Raw genomic sequence first — 20437 nt, forward strand, 5'->3', positions numbered from 1 at the left:
GCCGCGAACGGAACCCCGGGACGCGACGCGCGTCAACACATGGGGGTGGGCCGCGCTTCCCCGATCGGCCCCTCATGCGTGACGGTCGTACGCTGGTGCCATGCAGCCCGTCCGCAATCTGGTGGTCGTGCTCGGCGACCAACTCGACCTCGAGGCGAGCGGGTTCGACGGGTTCGATCCGCTCCTCGATGCGGTGTGGATGGCTGAGGTCGCCGAGGAATCCACACACGTCTGGAGCAGCAAGCAGCGCACCGCCCTTTTCCTGTCCGCCATGCGCCACAGTGCGGCCGAGATGCGCGCCGCCGGGCGTGTGGTCCACTACACCGCGCTCGACGACCCGGAAGGTCGTGGCACGCTCGCCGATCAGCTGACCGTCGATGTCGTGCGGCTGGAACCGGCGTCCCTCGTGATGACGGCGCCCGGCGACTGGCGGGTGCTGGAGTCGCTGCGACGGGTGGCCGCGCAGGCCGATATCCCTCTGGAGATCCGCGAAGACCGCCACTTCTTCTGCACGGTGCGCGAGTTCGCGGCGCATGTGGGTGAGCGCAGCACGCTCCGCATGGAGTACTTCTATCGCGAACAGCGCCGACGCTTCGGGATCCTCATGACACCGGAGGGGAAGCCCGAGGGCGGCGCGTGGAACTACGACGCCGAGAATCGAAAAGCCTTCCCTGCGCAGGGACCGGGGATGGTGCCACCGAGAGCCGTGTTCGCCCCGGACGAGATCACCCGCGACGTCCTCACGCTCGTCGCGGCACGCTTCGCCGACCATCCCGGTCGCCTCGACACGTTCGCATGGCCGGTCAGCCGCGCGCAGGCTCTCGAATCCCTGACGCTCTTCATCGACGAACGCCTGCCGTGGTTCGGTGACGCACAGGACGCCATGTGGCCGGGGGAACCTTGGTTGTGGCACGCCCACCTGTCCGCCGCCATGAACCTGAAGCTCCTGCATCCGCGCGAAGTGGTCGCCGCAGCCGAGGCCGCTTACCGCGCCGGACACGCCCCTCTGGCATCGACGGAGGGGTTCATCCGTCAGATCCTCGGATGGCGCGAGTACGTGCGCGGAATCTACTGGACCCAGATGCCGGAGTATGCGCGTCACAATGCGCTCGACGCACACGAACCGCTGCCGGAGTGGTACTGGACGGGTGACACCTCGATGGCGTGCCTGGCCGACGCGATCGGCACCACACTGGAGAACGGCTACGCCCACCACATCCAACGACTGATGGTGACCGGTCTCTACGCCCTGCTCCTCGGTGTCGAGCCGACCGACCTGCACGCCTGGTACCTGGCCGTCTATGTCGACGCGGTCGAGTGGGTGGAGCTGCCCAACACCATGGGAATGAGCCAGTTCGCCGATGGCGGGCTGATGGGGAGCAAGCCCTACGCCGCTTCCGGTGCCTACATCTCGAGAATGAGTCCGCACTGTCGCGCGTGCCCGTTCGATCCCCGGAAGCGGATCGGAGCGGATGCCTGCCCGATCACCACGCTGTACTGGGATTTCCTGATGCGCAACGAGACGACACTCGCCGCGAATCCGCGGATGGCCCTGCAGGTGCGCAATGCACGTCTGCTCGACGACGAGGAACGGGCCGCGATCAGCGGACGCGCGGCGGCGATCCGCAGAGGAGAGGTCGGAGCGAATGCCTGACGTGATCGTGATCGGGGCAGGGCTGGCAGGACTCCGCTGCGGCGGGATGCTCGCGTCACAGGGACTCGAGGTCGTGGTGCTCGAGGCTTCGGATGCCGTCGGAGGCCGCCAGCGCACCGACATCGTCGACGGGTTCCGGCTGGATCGCGGCTTCCAGGTGCTGAATCCGGCCTACCCGGCACTGCGCCGCAGCATCGATCTGGATGCCCTCGCCCTGCGCAGCTTCCCGGTCGGCGTGCGGGTACGCACCGCTCACGGCACGGCTGAGCTACGGCATCCACTGCGGCATCCACTCTCGATCATCCCCACGCTGCGCAGCGGATTGGTGAACGGAGCAGATGCCGTCGCGCTCGCGCGCTGGGCGGCGCCGGCTCTGGTGCGTCCGCTCTCCCGTCTCGCGCAGGACGATGTCACGGTACGTGAGGGGTGGGATGCCGCGGGTCTGCGTGGCCCTCTCCGCACCGCCGTGCTCGAGCCGTTCCTCGCAGGGGTGCTGGCAGAGGACCGCGGCGTGACATCGAACGCCTTCGCGCGGCTGCTGGTGCGGTACTTCGCGCTCGGGCGCCCCGGCCTGCCGGCTCAGGGGATCGCTGCGGTGCCGGAGCAGCTTGCCGCACAGGCACGGAGAGCCGGAGCCGAACTCCGTCTCGGCTCCCCCGTCGCACACGTGCGCTCACTCGGTGAGGGCGTGCAGGTGGAGGTGGCCGACGGCGACTCCCTCCACGCGGCCCGGGTCGTCGTCGCGGTCGGGCCGGAAGCGGTCGACGAACTCACCGGACTCTCCACGCCGGCGACGAACGGCCTGCAGACCTGGTGGTTCGCCGCCGCCGAAGCGCCGACCTCCTCCGCACTGCTCACCGTCGACGGCCGGCGCCGAGGTCCGATCGTGAACACGGTGGTGATGACGAACACGGTCCCGTCGTATGCCCCGGCCGGACGCCATCTCATCGCCGCGACATGTCTGCTTCCGCACGGCGGCGATCCCTCCACCGAGAGCGAGGTGCGCCGCCACCTGAGCGGGATCTGGGGCACCGACCTGAGCGCGTGGGAGCTGCTTCGTCGCGATGACATCGCCGACGCACTCCCGACCCAACCGGCGCCCCTGGAGCCGGCCCGCTCGCCGCGCTTCGCCGCGCGGATGTACATCGCCGGCGATCACCGTGACACCGCATCGATCCAGGGAGCCCTGGCGTCGGGAGAACGCGCGGCCCGAGCGGTGCTGGTCGACGCGGGGCTTCGAGAGTGATCGGCTCTCTCCGAGTCCGGTGAACGCGGCTGCGCGCAGCGACGCGGTGTTGAGGCTCGTGCGCTGACGAATCGTCCCCGTCGGGGCGGAGCGGTTGCGAGCGACCTCAGTTCAGGACCGGCGGCACTTCCGACCAGACGATCCGTTCCTCCGTCGTCGGCGCGACCGGGATGCGCCCGGATCCGTCCGGCTCAGGGATCGCGGCCAGGAGCGCCTGCGTATAGGGATGCCCGGGTGCCGCCCAGAGCTGGTCCGTCGGACCCGACTCGAGCACGCGCCCACCGAACATCACGAACGTGCGGTCGGCGATGCGCCGCACCACGGCCAGGTCGTGGGAGATGAACAGCATTCCCGCCCCCGACTCGGCCACCAGGTCGCGCATGAGTCCGGCGACACTCGTCTGGGTCGATGCGTCGAGCGCCGAGATCGGTTCATCGGCAACGAGGAGCGACGGCCGCGCGGCCAGGGCCCTGGCGATCGCGATGCGCTGCTTCTGCCCGCCCGAGAACTGGTGCGGGAAGCGCGTGCTCACGTTCGTCGGCAATCCGACGCGTTCGAGCCATTCGTCCACGGTCGATCCCTCGGCACCGCGCGCACGGGCGGTGGCGATGCCATCAGCGATCTGGTCGCCGACGCGGCGCCGCGGGTTGAGCGACGTCGCCGGGTCCTGGAACACCATCTGGATGCCGGTGAGGGCGATCGAGCGACGGCGGATGCCGAGCGGCGACACCGGGGCGTCACGGAAGAGCACGGTCCCCGCGGCGATCTTCTCGATGCCGACCACGGCACGGGCGAGGCTCGACTTGCCGCTGCCGGACTCACCGACCAGCGCGACGGTCTCCCCCGCGGCGACGCTGATCGACACACCGTTCACGGCGATCACCGGCGGGTTGCCCGGGTAGCGCACGACCACGTCGCGCGCGTCGAGGACTGCGACCTCACTCATCTGCGGCCTGCCCTTCCGGTGCCTCGTCGATGCGCGAACCCGGGAGGGCCGCGAGCAGCATGCGCGTGTATTCGTGCTGAGGATCGCGGAACAGCGTCTCGCGGTCGGCGAGCTCCACGATGCGGCCGTCCTTCATGACCGCCACACGGTCGGCGATCGCACTCATCACGCCGAGGTCGTGGGTCACGAGGAGCACGGCGAGGTTGCGTTCGATCGCGAGGTCGCGCAGCAGCTTCAGGATGCCCGCCTGCACCGTGACGTCGAGAGCGGTGGTGGGCTCATCCGCCAGCAGCACCTCGGGGTCGCAGGCCAGAGCGCACGCGATCGCGATGCGCTGACGCTGCCCGCCCGAGAACTGGTGCGGGTAGCGCCCCAGGGCCGCGGCCGGGTTCGGCACCTGCACGGTCTCGAGCAGCTCGACAGCCCGCGCTCGGGCGGCGGCGCCCTTGAGACCGAGGTGCACCCGCATGTGGTCGGTGAGCTGGCGTCCCACGGGCAGCTGCGGGTGCAGCGAGGCCGACGGATCCTGGAACACCATCGCGATCCGCTTGCCGCGCACCCTGTTGAGCGCGCGCCGGTTGAGTCCCAGGAGCTCTTCGCCGCCGAGCAGGATCGATCCCCCGGTACGGGCCTGACGCGGCAGCAGTCCCAGAACGGCGAGCGAGGTGAGGGTCTTGCCGGACCCGGATTCTCCGGCCAGACCGTGGATGCGACCCGCCTCGAGTTCGAGGGAGACACCCTTGACGAGCGGACGCCCGATGTCGACGGTCAGATCGCGGATGCTGAGCGTCGCGTCCTGCTGTGCGACAGCGTTCTGGGCACTCATGCGGCCACCCCCGCCGACGCCTTGTGCTCCGCAGCCTTCTCGTGCGTGATCTCGGCTGTCGGGTCGAGCACGTCGCGCATCGCATCTCCGAGGAAGTTGAACGCCAGCACCACGGTCAGGATCGCGAGACCCGGGAAGACCCCGAGCCACCAGGCGTCGAAGTTCTGCATCGCACCCGAGATCATCGACCCCCACTCGGCCGTCGGCGGTTGCGCACCGAGACCGAGGAAGGAGAGTCCGGAGAGCAGGAGGATCGCCGCGCCGATGTCGAGCGTCGCCAGCACCAGGACGGGGCCGGCGATGTTCGGGAGGATGTCGACGAACAGCGTGCGTGCCGGCGAGTGCCCGAGCAGTCGTCCCGCGATCACGTAGTTCTGGCCGCGGAGCCCCAGCACGATGCTGCGCGTGACACGGGAGTACTGCGGCCACGACACCACGATCGCCGCGATCACCGCGTTGAACAGCGACGGGCCGAGCGAGGCCGTGACAACCATCGCGAGGATCACGGTCGGGAAGGCCATGAACAGGTCGGTGATGCGCATGAGCGTCTCGTCGACCCAGCCGCCGAAGTACCCGGCGAGCGCTCCGATGAGCGTGCCGATGATCATGGCCGCGATCACGAGCATGAGCGCGAGCGGCAGGCTCACGGTGGCGCCGGTCATCAGGCGGGAGAAGATGTCGCGTCCGTTGCCGTCGGTCCCGAGGAGCGTGTCGATCCCCGGAGGCTGCAGGCGCGGCAGCACCTGCGCGTTCGGCGGGTACGGGACCCACCACTGGGCGGTGAAGGCCACGATGATCCAGGCTCCGGCGATGACGGTGCCGATGATCCCCAGCGGCGTGCGCCAGGCGCGGGGCCAGCGGAAGCGGAAGCGCCCGGCCGGGGAGGCGGCGGCGATGCGGCTCATGCGATCCTCACTCTCGGGTCGAGCACGCCGTACAGCAGGTCGACGATGAAGTTGATGAGGAGGTAGATGACGCCGACCACGAGACCGACGCCCATGATGCCCGGCAGGTCGAGGTTCGCGGCGGAGTTGTAGGCGTAGGTGCCCAGGCCCGGCCAGGCGAACACCGACTCGACGAGCACCGTGCCCGACAGCAGAGCGCCGAACGCGACACCCACCACCGTGAGGATCGGCAGCGACGCTCCCCGCAGCACGTAGTCGAGGATCACCCGCATGGCCGGGAGCCCCTTGGCTCGGGCGGCGCGCACGTAATCGCTCCCGAGGACCTCGAGCACCGAGGTGCGGATGAAACGGGTGAGCAGACCGATGGTCACGAGCGAGAGCACCATGACGGGAAGCGCGAGGTGCGCGAGGGCGTCGAAGAAGCCGACGGCGTCGCCGCCCAGGAGGTAGTCGACCGTGTAGAGCCCCGTCACGCGCGGCGGTGGCGTGATCGACGGGGAGATGCGGCCGGATCCCGGTGCGATGCGCAGCTCGAGGAAGAAGACGTAGAAGCTGACGAGTGCCAGCCAGAAGGTCGGCACGCTGAGCCCGACCAGCGTCACGACGCGGATGACCTGGTCGGTGACGAGTCCGCGACGGTAGGCGGCGAGCGTACCGAGCACGATGCTGACCGCGAGGCTGACGATGATCGCCCCGATCGCGATCTCGATGGTCGCCGGCACCGCGGTGGCGAGGTCGCTGGTGACCGGGCGTCCGGTCACCAGCGACGTGCCGAGGTCCCCGCGCAGCAGGTTCCCCATATAGATGAAGTACTGCACGAACAGTGGCTGGTCGAGACCGTGCTCCTTGATGAACGCGTCACGCGTCGCGGGGTTCTGCGACGCACCCTCACCGAGCGCGGCCGAGACCGGGTCTCCCGGCACCAGGTTGGTGAGCGCGAACGTGACGATCGTCACGCCCACCAACAGGAGCAGGGAGGTGCCGGCCCGCCGCAGCAGGTATCCGAGCAGAGGCGATCGGCGCCGCTGCGCCTGCCTCTGCACCGCCACTGTCGTCATGAGATGTCCGTTCAGCCGGCCGGCGTGATCTCGGCGATGTCCATCTCCCAGACGGAGTTGTACACCGCACCCTTCACGCTGTCCGCGGAGGAGATGTTGCGACCGGGGACGATCAGCGGCACGAACGGGCCCTCGGCCTGCATCGCCTCGGCGAATTCGGTGAAGGCTGCCGTGCGCTGGTCGGGGTCGGTCGCGGCGGCGGCACCGGCGGCGATACCGGCGATCTCCGGGTTGGCCTCGGCTGCCCAGCCGGCGCGGAGGCCGACCTTCAGACCGGGGGCGAAGGGCAGGAAGTTCGCGGAGTCGGCGTAGTCCGGGCCCCAGAACCACAGGCCGAAGCCCTCGGTGCCGTTGACGTAGGCGTCGAGCTCGGTCGCGAAGGGCGCGGGGGCGAGGTCGACCGTGATGCCGGCGTCTTCGAGCTGTGCCTGCACGCGCTCGGCGAGCGGGGTGAACTCCACGCCGCCGACCGGGTAGTCGTTCGGGAACTGCAGCTTGAGGGTCTGGCCCGTGTAGCCGGCCTCGGCGAGCGCGGCCTTCGCCTTGTCGAGGTCCTGCTCCACGCCGCCGTCGAGGGCGCCCTCGAATCCGGGCGGGATCACGCCGGTCGCCTGCACGGAACCGGCACCGGCCAGCTCCAGCAGTGCGTCGTAGTCGAGGGCGTAGCGGATCGCCTCGGCGATCTTGACGTTCGCCAGGTCACCGGCGACGGCCTCGGACTGGTTGAGCAGCAGGAAGATGGTCTGGCCGGAGGGGACGGAGTCGACCGTGATGCCGTCGCCGAGGCCGGCGACCTGGTCGCCGTTCAGGTCCATCGCGACCATCGAGTCGCCGCCCTTGAGGTTGGCGAGCTGGGTGGCGCTCTCCGAGACGTTGCGCACGACCACGCGCTTGTAGTCGGATGCCTCGTCGCCGTTGTACTCGTCGTTCTTGGTCAGCACGACCTGCGAGCTGAGGTCGAGCGTGTCGAGCACGAAGGGGCCGGAGCCCGCGGAGGCGCCGTCGAGGAACTTCTGCGCCGAGTCGGTGCCGTCGATCGCGCCGCCGTTCTCGATGACGACGTCGGAGTTGACGATGCCGAGCGCCGGGTTCGCGAGGATCGCGGGCAGCTGCAGCAGCGGGGTCTCGGACGTGAACTCGATCGTCTTGTCGTCGACCTCGGTGATGGTGAGCCCGCCGAGCAGGAAGTTGGGCTTGGCGTCTTCCATGCCCTGGATGCGCTGCAGCGAGAACACGACGTCCTTCGCCTCGATCGGCGAGCCGTCGGAGAAGACGCGGTCGCCGTCGAGCGTGAAGGTGAACTCGGTCGCCTCGTCGTTCTGCTCCCATGATGCGAGGCCGGGGACGGGGGTGGAGACGTCGGAGCCCTCGAAGTCGACGAGGGTCTCATACAGGGCCTTCGCGATCATGTTGCCGGTCGGGTCGTAGGTGTGCCCCGGGTCGGTGGTCTCGATCGAGAACGCGGTGTCGATGACGAGGGAGTCGGATCCGGACTGCCCGCCGCCGGTCGCCGAGTTCCCTCCAGAGCAACCTGCGAGCGCGAGGAGCGCTGTGGCTCCGAGCGCGATGACCGGCGTGATACGGCGTGACGACATGAGGGCCTCCAGAGGCGAGGAGTACATTCGGGTGAGTCGCCACCGATGTGGACGACCGTGGATCAGATTCGCATCATATGCGACGATGTGTCCAGCAAGAGTGGGTCACCTCGACACGCTCTGTCCAGAACCTCGGATGTGAGGAACAATATGTCCAGCAAGAATGCGGAAGATTCGAAGCATTCTGGACGAAGTGCCGCCCCATTGGACGAGACGGCGTACAGAATCCTCGAAGTCCTGCGTGATAACGGTCGTGTCTCGATCGCGGCTCTCGCCGACAAGGTGGGGATCTCACGCGCGAACGCCTACACGCGCGTCGAGTCGCTCGTGCACGACGGCATCATCACGGGCTTCAGCGCCCGCGTGGATCAGGCGAAGGCGGGGCTCTCCATCGGCGCCCTCGTCTTCGTCACCGTGATGCCGCAGGCCTGGGCGTCGTTCCGGGAGCGGGTGCTGGAGATGCCCGATGTGGAGTGGTGCGCGATCACGACGGGCGAGCACGACGCGATGCTGCTGATCCGCGCCGTCGATGTCAGCGGCGTGCACGAGTTCTCCACCGGAGTGATCGCTCAGCTTCCCGAGGTGCGCACGGTGGTCAGCGTGGTGGTGCTCGACGAGGTGATCCGCCGCCCCTACCTGCTGCCGGGGGACCTGCCGGAACGAAGCAGCGTCACCGCACCGCTCGGGATGACACGGTGGACGCCGGCCTCGCCCGGTCGCGACGCGCTGCCGCCGCGCTGAGGCGCAGGCCTCAGGCGGTGATCTCCTCGCACACGCTCAGCTGCGGGAGTCCGTGCATCTCGTAGTGCTCGACCAGGCGGATGCCGCCCTCGTCGGTCAGCTCCAGCTCGCTCTCGCCGTCGCCGGTCACGACCGTGCCGTCGGCCTTGAGCACGTGCACGAAAGACACCCAGATCGTGTCACCCGTGCGGGTGCCGACGAACTTGCCGAAGGTGACCGTGTCACCCTCGTACCCGCCCCAGATCGCGCCGTCGCGCTCGAAATACTCGAAGATGCTCGGGGATTCCGGGTCGACCGCAGAGGTCGTGGACGACACCATCCGGAATCGGCGGCCGTCGAGGGAGGGAAGGGTTGCAGTCGCAGTCACATCCTCGATTATGGGGGATCCCGTCACGAGCCGTCCGCGCCGTCGCGCCCCCGCCATTCGTCTTCGAGGAGGGCGTAGACGAGCAACGTCGTCCATTCGCCCTTGAACCATTCGCTCTCCACCAGACGGGCCTCGCGGCGGAAGCCGAGCCTTTCCACGACCCCGGCCGATGCCGTGTTGCGCTCGTCGATGCGCGCCACGATGCGGTGCAGGCCCACGCCGTCGAAGCCCAGCGCGAGGAGCGCGTCGACGGCCTCGGTCGCATAGCCACGGCCGCCGGCGCGCGGGTCGAAGATGTACCCGACCTCGCCGGATCGGTCGCTCTCGCTGCGCCAGAACAGCACCACGTCGCCGAGGAGTGCACCGGATGAACGCTCCTCGACGGCGAGGGAGACCGCGTCGCCCTCCTTCGCGAAGCGCGTGTTCGACCAGGTGGTGGCGATGCGCTGTTCGACCTCCGCGAGCTCCAGCGGCGCGTAGGGCACGTACCGCACGGCATCAGGGTCGGACTTGTAGACGTGCATCGGTGCGGCATCGGCGGGCGCGATCGGGCGCAGGAGCAGGCGCTCCGTGATGATCGGGTACTCGGGGTCGTGCCCCGACTCCCCCGTCACTCGAGGTCCAGGGAGAGCAGGCCGGGCAGATGCGCCGTACGGGCGCGCACAGCCAGGAGGAGATCGCCGTAGTCGGGCGTGATGCCGACGCGGGAGGAGGCGAGCAGGTGCGTCGTGGTCTTGCCGGCAGCGCGGTCGAAGCGGAGTCGCTTGACCGGGTACGCGGGCGGGGTCAACCAGATGCGAGCCAGCTGCGCGTAGGGCGTGTCGACACCGTCGATGCGGATGCCCTGGGAGTCGACCGACACCTGAGCGGGGATCGATCGCACCAGGCGCCGACGCTGCACGGCGCCGATCCCGAAGCCGATGGCGGCGACCGCGGCGAACGGCGCGAGCAGGATGAGTGCCGAGAGCTCGCTGTCGACGAAACCGGGCACCGCCACGAGCAGCCCGACGCCGATCGCGATGACGAGGAACACGACGGCGGCGACCGTGATCCGCGTGGCCAGGCGCCGCTCCCCCGTGGCGTCGATCGTGAACTGCGTCGGCAGCTGGGCTCCGGCGCGCGCGGCCGCGACAGGGTCGTCGAACACCGGCAGCGCGATCGGGTTCAGCGTCGCCATGAGCTCGTTGAACAGGGGTCGCGAGTACCCGGGCAGCTCGATCGTGATCTCGCGGTCGCCGGTGTGCACGATCAGGGCGCGCGTGGTGCCGCTCGGGAGTCCGTTCGTGCGGTGCTCGGTGATCTTCGAGCGGAAGGCGGTCGTGGCGCGCAGGAACGTCTCGCGGTTGCCGGCCTTGCCGACCTCGACCGCATCGGGGCGTACGACGATCCGGATGTTGCGGAACCAGAAGAAGCCGGCGAACACCGCCACGGTCAGCGCGATCGCGACGACGAGCACCAGCACGCCGCGGGTCGAGATGTTCATCGTGCGCGGCAGGAACTTCGGGAGCACGAAGAGCGTCACCGCCGACAGCACCGCGGAGAGCACGATCGCGCCGACGGCCGAGCGGAGCGGGTTCCTGCGGAAGACCCGCTCGCCGGACACGGCTTCGGCCTGATTCAGCATTCGAACTCTCCCCCATGACAGTCGGCTCGCGTGACGCGGTTCCCACCGTAGTGCCCGCCCGGGAGCACCAAGGAAAATCGGCTCAGTCGAGGGGGGATGCGTTCTCCCTCAACGACACGCCGCGGAATCGGCTGGCCGTCCAGACCAGGACGCCGGCGAGCAGCACGGCGACGAGCAGCCCGAGCACGTGGAGCATCAGCGAGCCGAGCCCGCGTTCGGGGAGCAGGAAGCCGTAGGGCACCCAGCCGTCGGTGACTCCGCGCCACAGCACCACGCCCAGCCAGAGCAGGAGGTAGGGCACGAGCATCCAGAGTCGGGACCACGGCAGCCGGGGGCGATCGCCGATGAGCAGCCAGTCGAGCGCCACGAGCAGGGGGAAGACGACGTGCAGCAGCACGCTCACCCAGGGCGGCGCCGAACCCGTGCCGGGGACGAGCACGTTGTAGATCACGCCGACCACGAGCAGGTATGCGGTCACGATGCCGCGCAGCAACGCGAACCACGAGGGAACCGATCGGCCGGTCGTCACGAGTGCACCGCTGCCGATCAGGACGAGCGCCGCGATGAGACTGGTCTGGTTCGTGAAGTACCCGAAGTAGTCGAACGGGCTCGCGTCCCCCACGGCGATGCGCAGAGCGTAGGCGTAGAGGAGGACCGCGATGACCGAGGCGCCGACCACGATGCGGCCGATTCCCCACGCGCGGCGGGCCTGCGGCGCGACGGTCTCGGTCTCGGTCTCGGTCTCGGTCTCGGTCTCGGTCTCCACGACGTCAGCCTAGGGCGGCTCTGTGCGCACCCGGTGTCCGCCGACCGCACGAACAGCGCAGTGCCCGGTAGCGTGGTCGCATGGAGTGGACGCCCGATCCCTCGGCGGGGGCATGGCTGCGTGAGCGGCTCGACGCCGGCAACGAGACCATGCATGTGGTGGTGCCCCGCGGCTTTCCCGCGTATGCGCGCATCTTCCATCCGGCCATCGTCCGCTCATCGCCGGACCGGGCGATTCCGACGGCGGACGAGTGGGTGCGGATGCCCGAGTCCGCGCAGCACGCGCTCATGGCCGGATTCGTCGACGAGCCGGTGTCGTGGGCGCAGACGGCGGCGGCGTTCGGCACCGTCCTCCACCCGCTCGCGCAGTGGAACCGGCTCGTGCGCACCCCGTCCGACGGCGACTGGCGCACGCGGATCGCCCCCGACGGTCGCGAGTTCACCGCGCCGATGGAGGGCGAGCTGGAACCTGCCCACCTGGCGAACATCGTCACCCACCTCGTCGAGCACACGCAGACGCCGGACGCCGGTTTCGCCGCGCTCTGGGAGGGGCGAGGCGATCTGCTGGGCTTTGTCGGCATCACCCCATCGCGCTCGTTCCCGACATTCTCGGACGATCCGAACCATCAGGCGATGCTCGACCGCAGCGCGCGCGATCCGTTCAACAACGTCTTCCGCAAGCCCACCTGGCAGGAGGGCATCCTCTCGAAGGAGATCTCGGAGGGGCCGAGGTTCGAGCTGCCAGGACGGGGACACGTGCTGTTCTCCGCTGCCCCGCGTGCGTTCGCCGATCCGGAGTGGGTGCTGCACGTGCCTTGGCGCGATCTCCCCGCCGAGGAGCGCGGATTCCCGCCGGCGGCACAGAGCCCGAGCCTCCTCTGGCCGGAGGATCACGCCTGGGTGCTGGTGAGCGAGGTCGACTTCGACTCCACGATCGTGGCCGGCTCGCCCGCACTGATCGAGGCGCTGTGCGCGGACGAGCACCTGGAGGCCCTCCCGCTCCCGGAGGGCGCCGATCTCACGTGGGACGCCGATGCGGTGAACAGGTGACGTCCCCGCCGATGACCTTCGACGCCCGACCCCTCACCGATCCGGTCGACGCGAGCGCGGTGCGCGCCTTCGCCGCGGAGCTCCGTTCCCGGCCGACGGGTAGCATCGGGGCATCCACGATCATCGGCATCGTGGCGGTCGCGATCGTCGCCGTGGTGATGCTGCCTGTCCTCATCAGCGTGGTCCTGAGCCTGGCATCCTTCGGCGGCTCCCCCGCGTCCGCAGCGATCCCCCTCGTGCTGATCGCGCTTCTGCTGGCCGCCGCGGGCGTGATGATCTGGCTGGGCGTGCGCAATGCCCAGACGACGCGGTTCCGCCTGCATCGGTTCGCGCAGACGAACGGCATGACCTACGAGCCCAAGGTCGTCGACCCGCCGCTGCCCGGCATGATCTTCCACCTCGGGCGCGGACGACAGTCCACCGATCTGATCCGCGGTACCAGGCCACGCTTCGTCGAATTCGGCAACTACCAGTACACGGTGCAGTCGGGAAAGAACTCCACGACCTACCGCTGGGGCTACGTGGCCGTGAAGCTCGATGCACCGCTGCCGAACATCGTCCTCGACGCCAAGGGCAACAACGGGTTCGGCTCGAACCTGCCGGCATCGTTCCAGCGAAGCCAGCGGCTGTCGCTCGAGGGCGACTTCGACCAGCACTTCACGCTCTACTGCCCCGAGGGCTACGAACGCGACGCGCTCTATCTCTTCACGCCCGACATCATGGCGCGGTTCATCGACAACGCGGCCGAGCTCGACGTGGAGATCGTCGACGACTGGCTCTTCCTCTACACGCAGCGGAAGGTGTCGACCCTCGATCCCGACACCTGGGCGTGGCTGTTCGGCACCGTCGGCGCCCTGCTGACGAAGTTCGAGCAGTGGGCGCGGTGGCGCGATGAGCGGCTCGTCGCCGAGACGGGGGCGGGGGTATCGGCCCCGACGTCGAGTCCATCGCTGCCGTTCGCGCCGCCTGCAGGCCTGCTCACCCCGCCGCCCGGAGTCGCCCCTCAAGGGCGGCGACTCAAACGCGGCGGCACATGGATACCCATCGTCATCGCGCTCATGATCGCCGGGTTCTGGATCGTGAGCAGATTCAACTGAGCCGATGCGACCGCGCGGAGTGGCGGAGGGGCCGAGTGTGGGGGTGGGTGCCGGCTGGGGACCGAACTCCCACCCCATCCCCCCTCGGGATCGAAAAGAGATCCACTCTCCCTCCGCATGACGGCTGAGCCGCCCCGCCCACGGTCAGCTGGGGACTGACACTGCTGGGCGTATGGCGAAATGGTATACCGGGCGAGGTTGCAACCCCTTGCATCCATTCGCACGAATGCGCTTCTGCCGACCGGTCAGCGCGCCGACCATCCGCCGTCGATCGTGTAGCTCGCCCCGGTCACCATCCCCGCAGTGTCGCCCGCGAGCCACAGCGCCAGGGAGGCGACCTCGCTCGGCTCGACGAGCCGCTTGATGGCCGACTCGGTCAGCATCACGTTCGCGAGGACCTCCTCCTCGGGGATGCCGTGCACCCGGGCCTGATCGGCGATCTGCTTCTCGACGAGCGGCGTGCGCACGTACCCGGGATCGATGCAGTTGCTCGTCACCCCGCGCGGCCCACCCTCCAGCGCCGTCACCTTCGACAGCCCCTCCAGACCGTGCTTCGCCGCGACGTACGCCGACTTGTAGGCCGAGGCGCGCAGGCCGTGCACGCTCGAGACGTTGATCACCCGCCCGAAGCCCCTCTCGTACATTCCCGGGAGTGCGGCGCGGATGAGCAGGAACGGCGCTTCGAGCATGAGGCGCAGGATGAACGAGAACCGCTCCGGTGCGAAGTCCTCGATCGGACTCACGTGCTGCACTCCGGCGTTGTTGACGAGGATGTCGACGTCGATGCGGGCATCGGCGAGCGCACCGAGGTCGGATAGGTCGACGCACCACGCCTGCCCGCCGATCTCCGTGGCGAGAGCCTCCGCGGCCTCACGATCGACATCGGCGACCGTGACCCGCGCGCCCGCCGAAGCGAACTCCCGGGCACACGCGGCGCCGATCCCGCTCGCACCACCCGTGACGAGCGCCGTGCGTCCTCGCAGATCGGTCATGTCGTGCTCCTTCGATGTGTCAGGCCGCGGCCGTGCGGGCGGCATCGGCGTCGTCGATCGCCTGCAGCGAGATGCCCTTCGTCTCGCGCAGCGAGACCACGGCGACGGCCGTCACGACGCAGGCGATGACGATGTAGATCGCGATCGGCAGCCAGGAGCCGAAGTCGCGCAGCCACTGGATCGCGAGGATCGGCGCGAGCGACCCGGCGAGGATGGCCGTGACCTGGGAGCCGAGCGAGACTCCCGAGTAGCGCATGCGGGTGGGGAAGAGCTCCGCCATCACCGCCGGCTGCGGGGCGTACATGAACGCGTGGAAGCAGAGCCCGATGGTGACGGCCAGCACGATCAGCACCGGGTTGAGGGTGTCGAACATCGGGAACGCGAAGAACGCCCACGTCGCGCTGAGGATGGCCCCGGTGAGGTAGACGGGCTTGCGTCCCCACCGATCCGCGAGTCGCCCCAGCTGCGGGATGATCGCGAAGTGCACGACGTGCGCGATGAGCAGAGCGAGCAGCAGCTGGCTGGTGTCGTACTCGTGCACGGTCTTCAGGTACACGATCGTGAAGCTGACCACGATGTAGTAGACGATGTTCTCGGCGAAGCGGATGCCCATGGCCTGCAGGATGCCCTTCGGGTACCGGCGCAGCACCTCGACGACGCCGTACGACGTGGCCTTCTCGGCCTCGACCTGCGCCTTGGCCTCGAGGAAGATCGGCGCCTCCTCGACGTGGCGGCGGATGTAGAACCCGACCAGCACGATCACCGCCGACAGCCAGAAGGCGATGCGCCATCCCCATTCGAGGAAGGCGGCCGAGCTCATCACCCACGAGCTCACGAGCAGCACGAGGGTGGCGAGGAGGTTGCCCACCGGAACAGCGGCCTGAGGCCAACTCGACCAGAAGGAGCGCGAGCGGTCGGGGCTCTGCTCGGCGACCAGCAGCACCGCACCGCCCCACTCCCCTCCCACGGCGAAGCCCTGGAGGAAGCGGAGCGCCACCAGCAGCGCGGGTGCCCAGTAGCCGATGCTCTGGAAGCCGGGGAGGCACCCCATCAGGAAGGTCGCCGCGCCGACGATGATGATCGTCGCCTGGAGGGTGGGCTTGCGGCCGAACCTGTCGCCGATCTGGCCGAAGACGATGCCGCCGAGGGGCCGGGCGATGAACCCGATCGCGTAGGTGACGAAGGCCGCGATGATGCCGTCGAGGGGCGAACCGGTCGCCGGGAAGAAGTAGGTGCCGAACACCAGGCTGGCCGCGGTGGCGTAGAGGAAGAACTCGTACCACTCCACGACCGTGCCGGCCATGGAGGCCGCGACGACCCGCTTGAGCTTCGAGGTCGGGACGGAGGGGGCGGTGGGGGCCGCGCTCACTGAGGATGTCATGTCTGTCTCCTTCGGATGTCGCCGGTGACACCCGCGTCCCAGTGTCAGGCACCCGCCGCTTTGCAACAACGCCCAGTGCTGCACATGGCATGTGCATAATTGCAGAATGGATGCCGCCAAGCGCCCGCGCGCCGACGACCTGCTCGTGCTCCTCGCGGTCGCGCGCACCGGGCGCTACACGAGCGCCGCCACCCATCTGGGCCTCGACCACACGACGGTCGCCCGGCGCATCGCCGCCCTCGAAGACGCGCTCGGCGGTCGCGTGCTCGCACAGTCGGCGACGGGATGGGAGCTGACCGACCTCGGCCGATCCGCTGCGGAGACGGGGGGCCGTATCGAAGCGGCGCTGTCTCAGCTCGACGGCGGCGCCGAGACACCCGATCCGGTCTCGGGAGTCGTCCGCATGTCGGCGACCGACGGCTTCAGCGCCTACATCGCAGCCCCCGCCGTCGCCGCTCTGCGCATCGCGCATCCGAGGCTCACGGTCGAGATCGTCGCGGCGACCCGACGCGCCGCCGAGCACCGCGCCGGCCTCGATCTCGAAGTGGTGGTGGGGGCTCCGCAGACGCGTCGCGCCCATGCGGTGAAGCTCGGCACATACACGCTGGGCATGTACGCGTCGCGCGACTACCTCGCCCGGGTCGGAACGCCGAACACTGCCGCCGAGTTGGAGCAGCACCAGCTGGTCTACTTCGTCGACTCGATGCTGCAGGTCGACGCCCTCGATCTCCCCCGCCGTCTCGTCCCGCGCATGCAGGACGGACTCACCTCCACCAATGTCTTCGTGCACGTGGAGGCGACCAGAGCAGGCGCCGGCATCGGGCTCCTCCCCTGCTTCGCGGGCGACCGCCATCCCGATCTCGTGCGCCTGCTGCCCACGATCTTCGCCGAGAAGCTGCCGTACTACCTGGTCGCACGGCCCGAGTCACTGCGCCTGCCGGCCGTCTCTGCTCTCGCCGCAGCCCTGCGCGCGCAGACGCGTGCGTCGAAGGCGATGCTCGACGGCGCGAGCGGCTGAGCGCCGCCATGCGTTACTCCGAGGAGCGGGGCAGCCGGATCACCGCGCGAGGGTCGCGCGTGCATCCTGCACGAGAAGGAAGAGGGTACGACGCGCCTCGGGGAAGGCGGTGAAGCCGAATCGCTCGTAGAACGGGACGATCTCGTCGTTGATCGCGTGCACCAGGATGGCACGGACGCCGATGGCGTCTGCGGCTTCGAGCGCTCGCATCGTCGCGTGCTGCAGGAGGGAGAACCCGAGACCCCGACCGGCGTACTCCCGGTCCACAGCCAGACGCCCGAGCAGCACGATGGGAACAGACACGGGCATGCCGCCCGCCAGCTGCGGCGGCCCGTCGCCGCGGTCGATGGCACTGGAAGCCAGGCAGTAGTACCCCGCGACCCTCCCCTCCCGCGTGACCGAGACCATCGTGCGCGAAGCGCCGCTCTTCTCATTCGAGCGGGCTCGTCCCCGCAACCAGGTATCGAGGCTCTCCTCCCCGCAGCGGAAGTCCGAGAGCTTGTCGCCGGACGCGAGAGGTCGCGGGGTCAGGAACTCAGTCAACGAAGACCGAATCGCGTCTCATCAGCTCTCGCAGACCCTCGACGGTGCGGGGCGGACGCTCCATGACCTCGATGAAGGCGTCGAACCGGACGGCATCGACGCGCAACCGACGCTCGCGCTCGATGACCTCCTGCGCCCTCTCCACCAGCACGGACGCCGAGAAGTCCGTCACAGTGCGACCCTCGATCGCGGCTGCCTCCTCGATCACCTCCTTCTGGTCCGCGGTGACGCGGAACTCCAGGCGGGCGCTCTTCAGCGGAGAAGTCGAAGTGCTCATCCTCGGAGTGTACGGCAGATACCCGTACGTCGAAAGGGCTGAGGTGATGCGCCGCCATGCGTTACTCCGAGTGACGTGCGCGACCCGACCGCGTTCTCCATGCAAGAGAATTGAAAGTGATGTCTGAACGCGAAGATCACACCCATTGGCAGGCCGAGCGCCGCGCCGCCGTCACGTCGGCGACCGGCAACCTCGCCCTGATCGAGACCCGCTGGACCGGCGAGCGCCCTGACCTGGACGCTGCGCAGCGCGACGCGCCGCCCACGGTGACCGTGACCCCGATCGAGCGCACGAACATCGAGACCGGTCAGGCCGAACACGGCCTGCGTGCCTGGGACGCCGAGGCGCCCGCCATCCGCGCCTTCGACCGCATCGACACCTACGAGTACGACCCTGCGTGGGTTCTCGAAGGACACTTCACCCCGGTCTCCGGCGACCGTCGCGTGTCCTTCGAGCACATCCGCGACAACGGCGGCACGCGCGATCTGGTCGTCCCCGGCGACATCCGCCTCGAGCTCGACGGCCAGGAGTACACCCTCGCCGCCTTCGACGACGGCGGCACGCTGCTGCTCGTGTTCGGCGATGAGACCAACGGATCGGAGACCTACGGATCCGGTCGCTTCCTGTTCGTGCAGCTGCGCGACGACGAGGGCTCGGTGGTCCTCGACTTCAACCGTGCGTTCGTGCCGCCGTGCGGTTTCAGCGCCCAGTACAACTGCCCGCTGCCCCCGGCATCCAACCGCTTCCCCCTGCCTATCCGAGCAGGCGAGAAGAACGTCGTGTTCCACGACGGCTTCGACATCTACGCGGCGTGACGCCGCACACCCTCACCCTGGAGCATTCATGAGAAGAACCCGCATCCTCGGCGCGCTCGGTGCCGTCGCCACGCTCGCCCTCGTGGCCGGCTGCGCGTCCGGTACGAGCGACGACGCCACCGCGAGCGAAGACGCCACGATCTTCATCGGGTCGCTGTACGAGCCGACCAACCTGAGCAACACCCAGGGCGGCGGGCAGGGCGTGACCGAGGCTCTGACCGGCAACGTCTACGAGGGCCTGTACCGGCTCACGGATGACGGCGAGGTCGAACCTCTCCTCGCCGAAGACGCCCAGGTGTCCGACGACGGCCTCACTTACACGATCACTCTGCGCGACGACGTGACCTTCCACTCGGGCGACCCGCTCACCTCCGCCGACGTGAAGTCGAGCGTCGAAGCCGTCACCGCCGAGGACTCGGTCTCGGCCCGCAAGTCGAGCTTCAAGACGATCGCCGACATCGCCACCCCCGACGACAAGACGGTCGTGTTCACGCTGTCGCAGCGGTCGATCTCGTTCCTGTACAACCTCAGCTACGTGTGGATCGTGAACGACGAGGCCGGCGACATCACCAGCACGGAAGACGGCACCGGCCCCTACACGCTCGACGAGTGGAAGAAGGGCTCGACGCTCACCCTGCAGCGCTGGGACGACTACTGGGGCGAGCCTGCCAAGAACGGCGAGGTCGTCTACACGTACTTCACCGACGCGACGGCGGAGAACAACGCCCTCCTCACGGGTGAGATCGACGTCATCACCAGCGTGCAGAACCCGGACTCGCTGACGCAGTTCGACTCCGACGACTACGTCGTGAGCGAGGGCACCTCGACCACGAAGGAGCTGCTCGCCTTCAACGACCGCGTCGCCCCCTTCGACAACACGCTCGTGCGCAAGGCGGTCTACTCCGCGATCGACACGAAGAAGCTCCTCGAGTCGATCTGGGGCGACTACGGCACGCTGATCGGGTCGATGGTGCCGCCGACCGACCCCTGGTACGAGGACCTCACCTCCGTGAACCCGTACGACGTCGAGCTCTCGAAGGACCTGCTCGCGCAGGCCGGCTACGCCGACGGCTTCACGTTCACGCTCGACACCCCGAGCTACGACCCGCACCCCGCCGTGGCGGAGTTCCTGCAGTCGCAGCTCGCCGAGGTCGGCATCACGGTCGAGATCAACACGATCAGCGCCGACGAGTGGTACACGAAGGTGTTCAAGGAGCAGGACTTCGAGGCCACTCTGCAGGAGCACGTGAACGACCGCGACGTGGTCTGGTACGGCAACCCCGACTTCTACTGGGGCTACAACGACGCCGACGTGCAGCAGTGGGTCGCCAAGGCCGAGCAGGCCGCCACGACCGACGAGCAGACGGCCCTGCTGAAGCAGGTCAACGAGAAGATCGCCGCGGATGCCGCGAGCGTATGGTTGTACCTGTACCCGCAGATCGTGGTCGCCTCCAGTGACCTCAGCGGATACCCGGTCAACGGCCTGAACTCGCAGTTCTTCGCCTACGACATCGTCAAGTCCTGACGTGCGTGGGGG

At 68.8% G+C, this 20437-nt stretch carries 21 protein-coding genes; 8 read left to right on the forward strand and 13 right to left on the reverse strand.

The window, feature by feature from the left end:
- The first annotated feature begins 100 nt into the window (after positions 1-100).
- Positions 101-1654, forward strand: coding sequence for a cryptochrome/photolyase family protein (locus ACP699_RS11225; protein ID WP_426171160.1), 1554 nt, complete (start codon positions 101-103; stop codon positions 1652-1654).
- The gene (locus tag ACP699_RS11230) at positions 1647-2900 is read left to right on the forward strand and encodes an NAD(P)/FAD-dependent oxidoreductase (protein ID WP_426171162.1); all 1254 of its coding nucleotides are present in this window, start codon (positions 1647-1649) and stop codon (positions 2898-2900) included. The genes ACP699_RS11225 and ACP699_RS11230 overlap by 8 nt, the downstream gene beginning before the upstream one ends.
- 106 nt (positions 2901-3006) lie before the next feature.
- Here the strand turns inward: ACP699_RS11230 and ACP699_RS11235 are convergent, their stop codons facing one another.
- Genes ACP699_RS11235 through ACP699_RS11255 form a run of 5 tightly spaced genes read right to left on the reverse strand, consistent with a single transcriptional unit; the run spans position 3007 to position 8230 of the window.
- Positions 3007-3846, reverse strand: coding sequence for an ABC transporter ATP-binding protein (locus ACP699_RS11235; protein ID WP_055871395.1), 840 nt, complete (start codon positions 3844-3846; stop codon positions 3007-3009).
- On the reverse strand, positions 3839-4672 hold the full coding sequence (locus tag ACP699_RS11240) for an ABC transporter ATP-binding protein (protein WP_127483276.1): 834 nt from the start codon (positions 4670-4672) through the stop codon (positions 3839-3841). Before ACP699_RS11240 ends, ACP699_RS11235 begins: the two co-directional genes overlap by 8 nt.
- The gene (locus ACP699_RS11245) at positions 4669-5577 is read right to left on the reverse strand and encodes an ABC transporter permease (protein WP_055875340.1); all 909 of its coding nucleotides are present in this window, start codon (positions 5575-5577) and stop codon (positions 4669-4671) included. Before ACP699_RS11245 ends, ACP699_RS11240 begins: the two co-directional genes overlap by 4 nt.
- Positions 5574-6635, reverse strand: coding sequence for an ABC transporter permease (locus ACP699_RS11250; RefSeq protein ID WP_055871404.1), 1062 nt, complete (start codon positions 6633-6635; stop codon positions 5574-5576). Before ACP699_RS11250 ends, ACP699_RS11245 begins: the two co-directional genes overlap by 4 nt.
- 11 nt (positions 6636-6646) lie before the next feature.
- Positions 6647-8230, reverse strand: coding sequence for an ABC transporter substrate-binding protein (locus ACP699_RS11255; RefSeq protein ID WP_055875343.1), 1584 nt, complete (start codon positions 8228-8230; stop codon positions 6647-6649).
- Positions 8231-8380: 150 nt separating this feature from the next.
- Here ACP699_RS11255 and ACP699_RS11260 point away from each other — a divergent pair, with 150 nt between their 5' ends.
- Entirely contained in the window at positions 8381-8971 is a 591-nt protein-coding gene (locus tag ACP699_RS11260; RefSeq protein ID WP_229778786.1) for an Lrp/AsnC family transcriptional regulator, read from the forward strand.
- A 10-nt stretch (positions 8972-8981) separates the two neighbouring features.
- Here the strand turns inward: ACP699_RS11260 and ACP699_RS11265 are convergent, their stop codons facing one another.
- From ACP699_RS11265 to ACP699_RS11280, 4 genes are all read right to left on the reverse strand, one after another.
- A complete protein-coding gene (locus tag ACP699_RS11265) occupies positions 8982-9338 on the reverse strand; it encodes a hypothetical protein (RefSeq protein WP_229778785.1) in 357 nt (118 codons plus the stop codon).
- Between the two features lie 23 nt (positions 9339-9361).
- On the reverse strand, positions 9362-9952 hold the full coding sequence (locus tag ACP699_RS11270) for a GNAT family N-acetyltransferase (RefSeq protein ID WP_127483278.1): 591 nt from the start codon (positions 9950-9952) through the stop codon (positions 9362-9364).
- Entirely contained in the window at positions 9949-10962 is a 1014-nt protein-coding gene (locus tag ACP699_RS11275) for a hypothetical protein (RefSeq protein WP_426171168.1), read from the reverse strand. The genes ACP699_RS11270 and ACP699_RS11275 overlap by 4 nt, the downstream gene beginning before the upstream one ends.
- Positions 10963-11044: 82 nt before the next feature.
- Complete coding sequence (locus ACP699_RS11280; protein ID WP_426171170.1) at positions 11045-11728, reverse strand: Pr6Pr family membrane protein; 684 nt, start codon at positions 11726-11728, stop codon at positions 11045-11047.
- An 80-nt stretch (positions 11729-11808) separates the two neighbouring features.
- On the opposite strand from ACP699_RS11280, the gene ACP699_RS11285 reads away from it, so the two are divergent.
- Positions 11809-12777, forward strand: coding sequence for a hypothetical protein (locus ACP699_RS11285; protein WP_127483281.1), 969 nt, complete (start codon positions 11809-11811; stop codon positions 12775-12777).
- A gap of 11 nt (positions 12778-12788) precedes the next feature.
- Positions 12789-13874, forward strand: a complete 1086-nt coding sequence (locus tag ACP699_RS11290; protein WP_426171172.1) for a hypothetical protein — start codon at positions 12789-12791, stop codon at positions 13872-13874.
- A 245-nt stretch (positions 13875-14119) separates the two neighbouring features.
- On the opposite strand, the gene ACP699_RS11295 is transcribed toward ACP699_RS11290, so the two are convergent.
- The gene (locus ACP699_RS11295; RefSeq protein WP_055871429.1) at positions 14120-14866 is read right to left on the reverse strand and encodes a 3-hydroxybutyrate dehydrogenase; all 747 of its coding nucleotides are present in this window, start codon (positions 14864-14866) and stop codon (positions 14120-14122) included.
- Between the two features lie 19 nt (positions 14867-14885).
- Positions 14886-16247, reverse strand: coding sequence for an MFS transporter (locus tag ACP699_RS11300; RefSeq protein ID WP_031205827.1), 1362 nt, complete (start codon positions 16245-16247; stop codon positions 14886-14888).
- A 106-nt stretch (positions 16248-16353) separates the two neighbouring features.
- On the opposite strand from ACP699_RS11300, the gene ACP699_RS11305 reads away from it, so the two are divergent.
- Positions 16354-17265 carry a LysR family transcriptional regulator gene (locus ACP699_RS11305; protein WP_426171175.1) on the forward strand — a complete coding sequence of 304 codons (912 nt, stop codon included), beginning with the start codon at positions 16354-16356 and terminating at the stop codon, positions 17263-17265.
- Positions 17266-17304: 39 nt separating this feature from the next.
- Here ACP699_RS11305 and ACP699_RS11310 read toward each other — a convergent pair whose 3' ends face one another.
- Together ACP699_RS11310 and ACP699_RS11315 are read right to left on the reverse strand one after the other, a co-directional pair.
- On the reverse strand, positions 17305-17808 hold the full coding sequence (locus ACP699_RS11310) for a GNAT family N-acetyltransferase (protein WP_288968908.1): 504 nt from the start codon (positions 17806-17808) through the stop codon (positions 17305-17307).
- Positions 17801-18085 carry a DUF1778 domain-containing protein gene (locus ACP699_RS11315; protein WP_017829871.1) on the reverse strand — a complete coding sequence of 95 codons (285 nt, stop codon included), beginning with the start codon at positions 18083-18085 and terminating at the stop codon, positions 17801-17803. Before ACP699_RS11315 ends, ACP699_RS11310 begins: the two co-directional genes overlap by 8 nt.
- Positions 18086-18204: 119 nt before the next feature.
- Here ACP699_RS11315 and ACP699_RS11320 point away from each other — a divergent pair, with 119 nt between their 5' ends.
- Both ACP699_RS11320 and ACP699_RS11325 read left to right on the forward strand, forming a co-directional pair.
- Positions 18205-18900: a DUF1684 domain-containing protein gene (locus tag ACP699_RS11320; protein WP_288968910.1), complete on the forward strand. Its 696-nt coding sequence runs from the start codon at positions 18205-18207 to the stop codon at positions 18898-18900.
- A 28-nt stretch (positions 18901-18928) separates the two neighbouring features.
- Positions 18929-20425: an ABC transporter substrate-binding protein gene (locus tag ACP699_RS11325; protein ID WP_426171178.1), complete on the forward strand. Its 1497-nt coding sequence runs from the start codon at positions 18929-18931 to the stop codon at positions 20423-20425.
- Positions 20426-20437 lie beyond the last annotated feature (12 nt).

The sequence above is a fragment of the Microbacterium sp. DWRC1-3 genome, assembly GCF_049896645.1.
GTDB lineage: Bacteria > Actinomycetota > Actinomycetes > Actinomycetales > Microbacteriaceae > Microbacterium > Microbacterium maritypicum.

Excerpts from the sequence above, each read along its gene's own strand:
- ACP699_RS11225 (WP_426171160.1), top strand. The coding sequence starts at position 101 with ATGCAGCCCGTCCGCAATCTGGTGGTCGTGCTCGGCGACCAACTCGAC.
- ACP699_RS11230 (WP_426171162.1), top strand. The coding sequence starts at position 1,647 with ATGCCTGACGTGATCGTGATCGGGGCAGGGCTGGCAGGACTCCGCTGC.
- ACP699_RS11235 (WP_055871395.1), bottom strand. The coding sequence starts at position 3,846 with ATGAGTGAGGTCGCAGTCCTCGACGCGCGCGACGTGGTCGTGCGCTAC.
- ACP699_RS11240 (WP_127483276.1), bottom strand. The coding sequence starts at position 4,672 with ATGAGTGCCCAGAACGCTGTCGCACAGCAGGACGCGACGCTCAGCATC.
- ACP699_RS11245 (WP_055875340.1), bottom strand. The coding sequence starts at position 5,577 with ATGAGCCGCATCGCCGCCGCCTCCCCGGCCGGGCGCTTCCGCTTCCGC.
- ACP699_RS11250 (WP_055871404.1), bottom strand. The coding sequence starts at position 6,635 with ATGACGACAGTGGCGGTGCAGAGGCAGGCGCAGCGGCGCCGATCGCCT.
- ACP699_RS11255 (WP_055875343.1), bottom strand. The coding sequence starts at position 8,230 with ATGTCGTCACGCCGTATCACGCCGGTCATCGCGCTCGGAGCCACAGCG.
- ACP699_RS11260 (WP_229778786.1), top strand. The coding sequence starts at position 8,381 with ATGTCCAGCAAGAATGCGGAAGATTCGAAGCATTCTGGACGAAGTGCC.
- ACP699_RS11275 (WP_426171168.1), bottom strand. The coding sequence starts at position 10,962 with ATGCTGAATCAGGCCGAAGCCGTGTCCGGCGAGCGGGTCTTCCGCAGG.
- ACP699_RS11285 (WP_127483281.1), top strand. The coding sequence starts at position 11,809 with ATGGAGTGGACGCCCGATCCCTCGGCGGGGGCATGGCTGCGTGAGCGG.
- ACP699_RS11290 (WP_426171172.1), top strand. The coding sequence starts at position 12,789 with ATGACCTTCGACGCCCGACCCCTCACCGATCCGGTCGACGCGAGCGCG.
- ACP699_RS11295 (WP_055871429.1), bottom strand. The coding sequence starts at position 14,866 with ATGACCGATCTGCGAGGACGCACGGCGCTCGTCACGGGTGGTGCGAGC.
- ACP699_RS11300 (WP_031205827.1), bottom strand. The coding sequence starts at position 16,247 with ATGACATCCTCAGTGAGCGCGGCCCCCACCGCCCCCTCCGTCCCGACC.
- ACP699_RS11305 (WP_426171175.1), top strand. The coding sequence starts at position 16,354 with ATGGATGCCGCCAAGCGCCCGCGCGCCGACGACCTGCTCGTGCTCCTC.
- ACP699_RS11315 (WP_017829871.1), bottom strand. The coding sequence starts at position 18,085 with ATGAGCACTTCGACTTCTCCGCTGAAGAGCGCCCGCCTGGAGTTCCGC.
- ACP699_RS11320 (WP_288968910.1), top strand. The coding sequence starts at position 18,205 with ATGTCTGAACGCGAAGATCACACCCATTGGCAGGCCGAGCGCCGCGCC.
- ACP699_RS11325 (WP_426171178.1), top strand. The coding sequence starts at position 18,929 with ATGAGAAGAACCCGCATCCTCGGCGCGCTCGGTGCCGTCGCCACGCTC.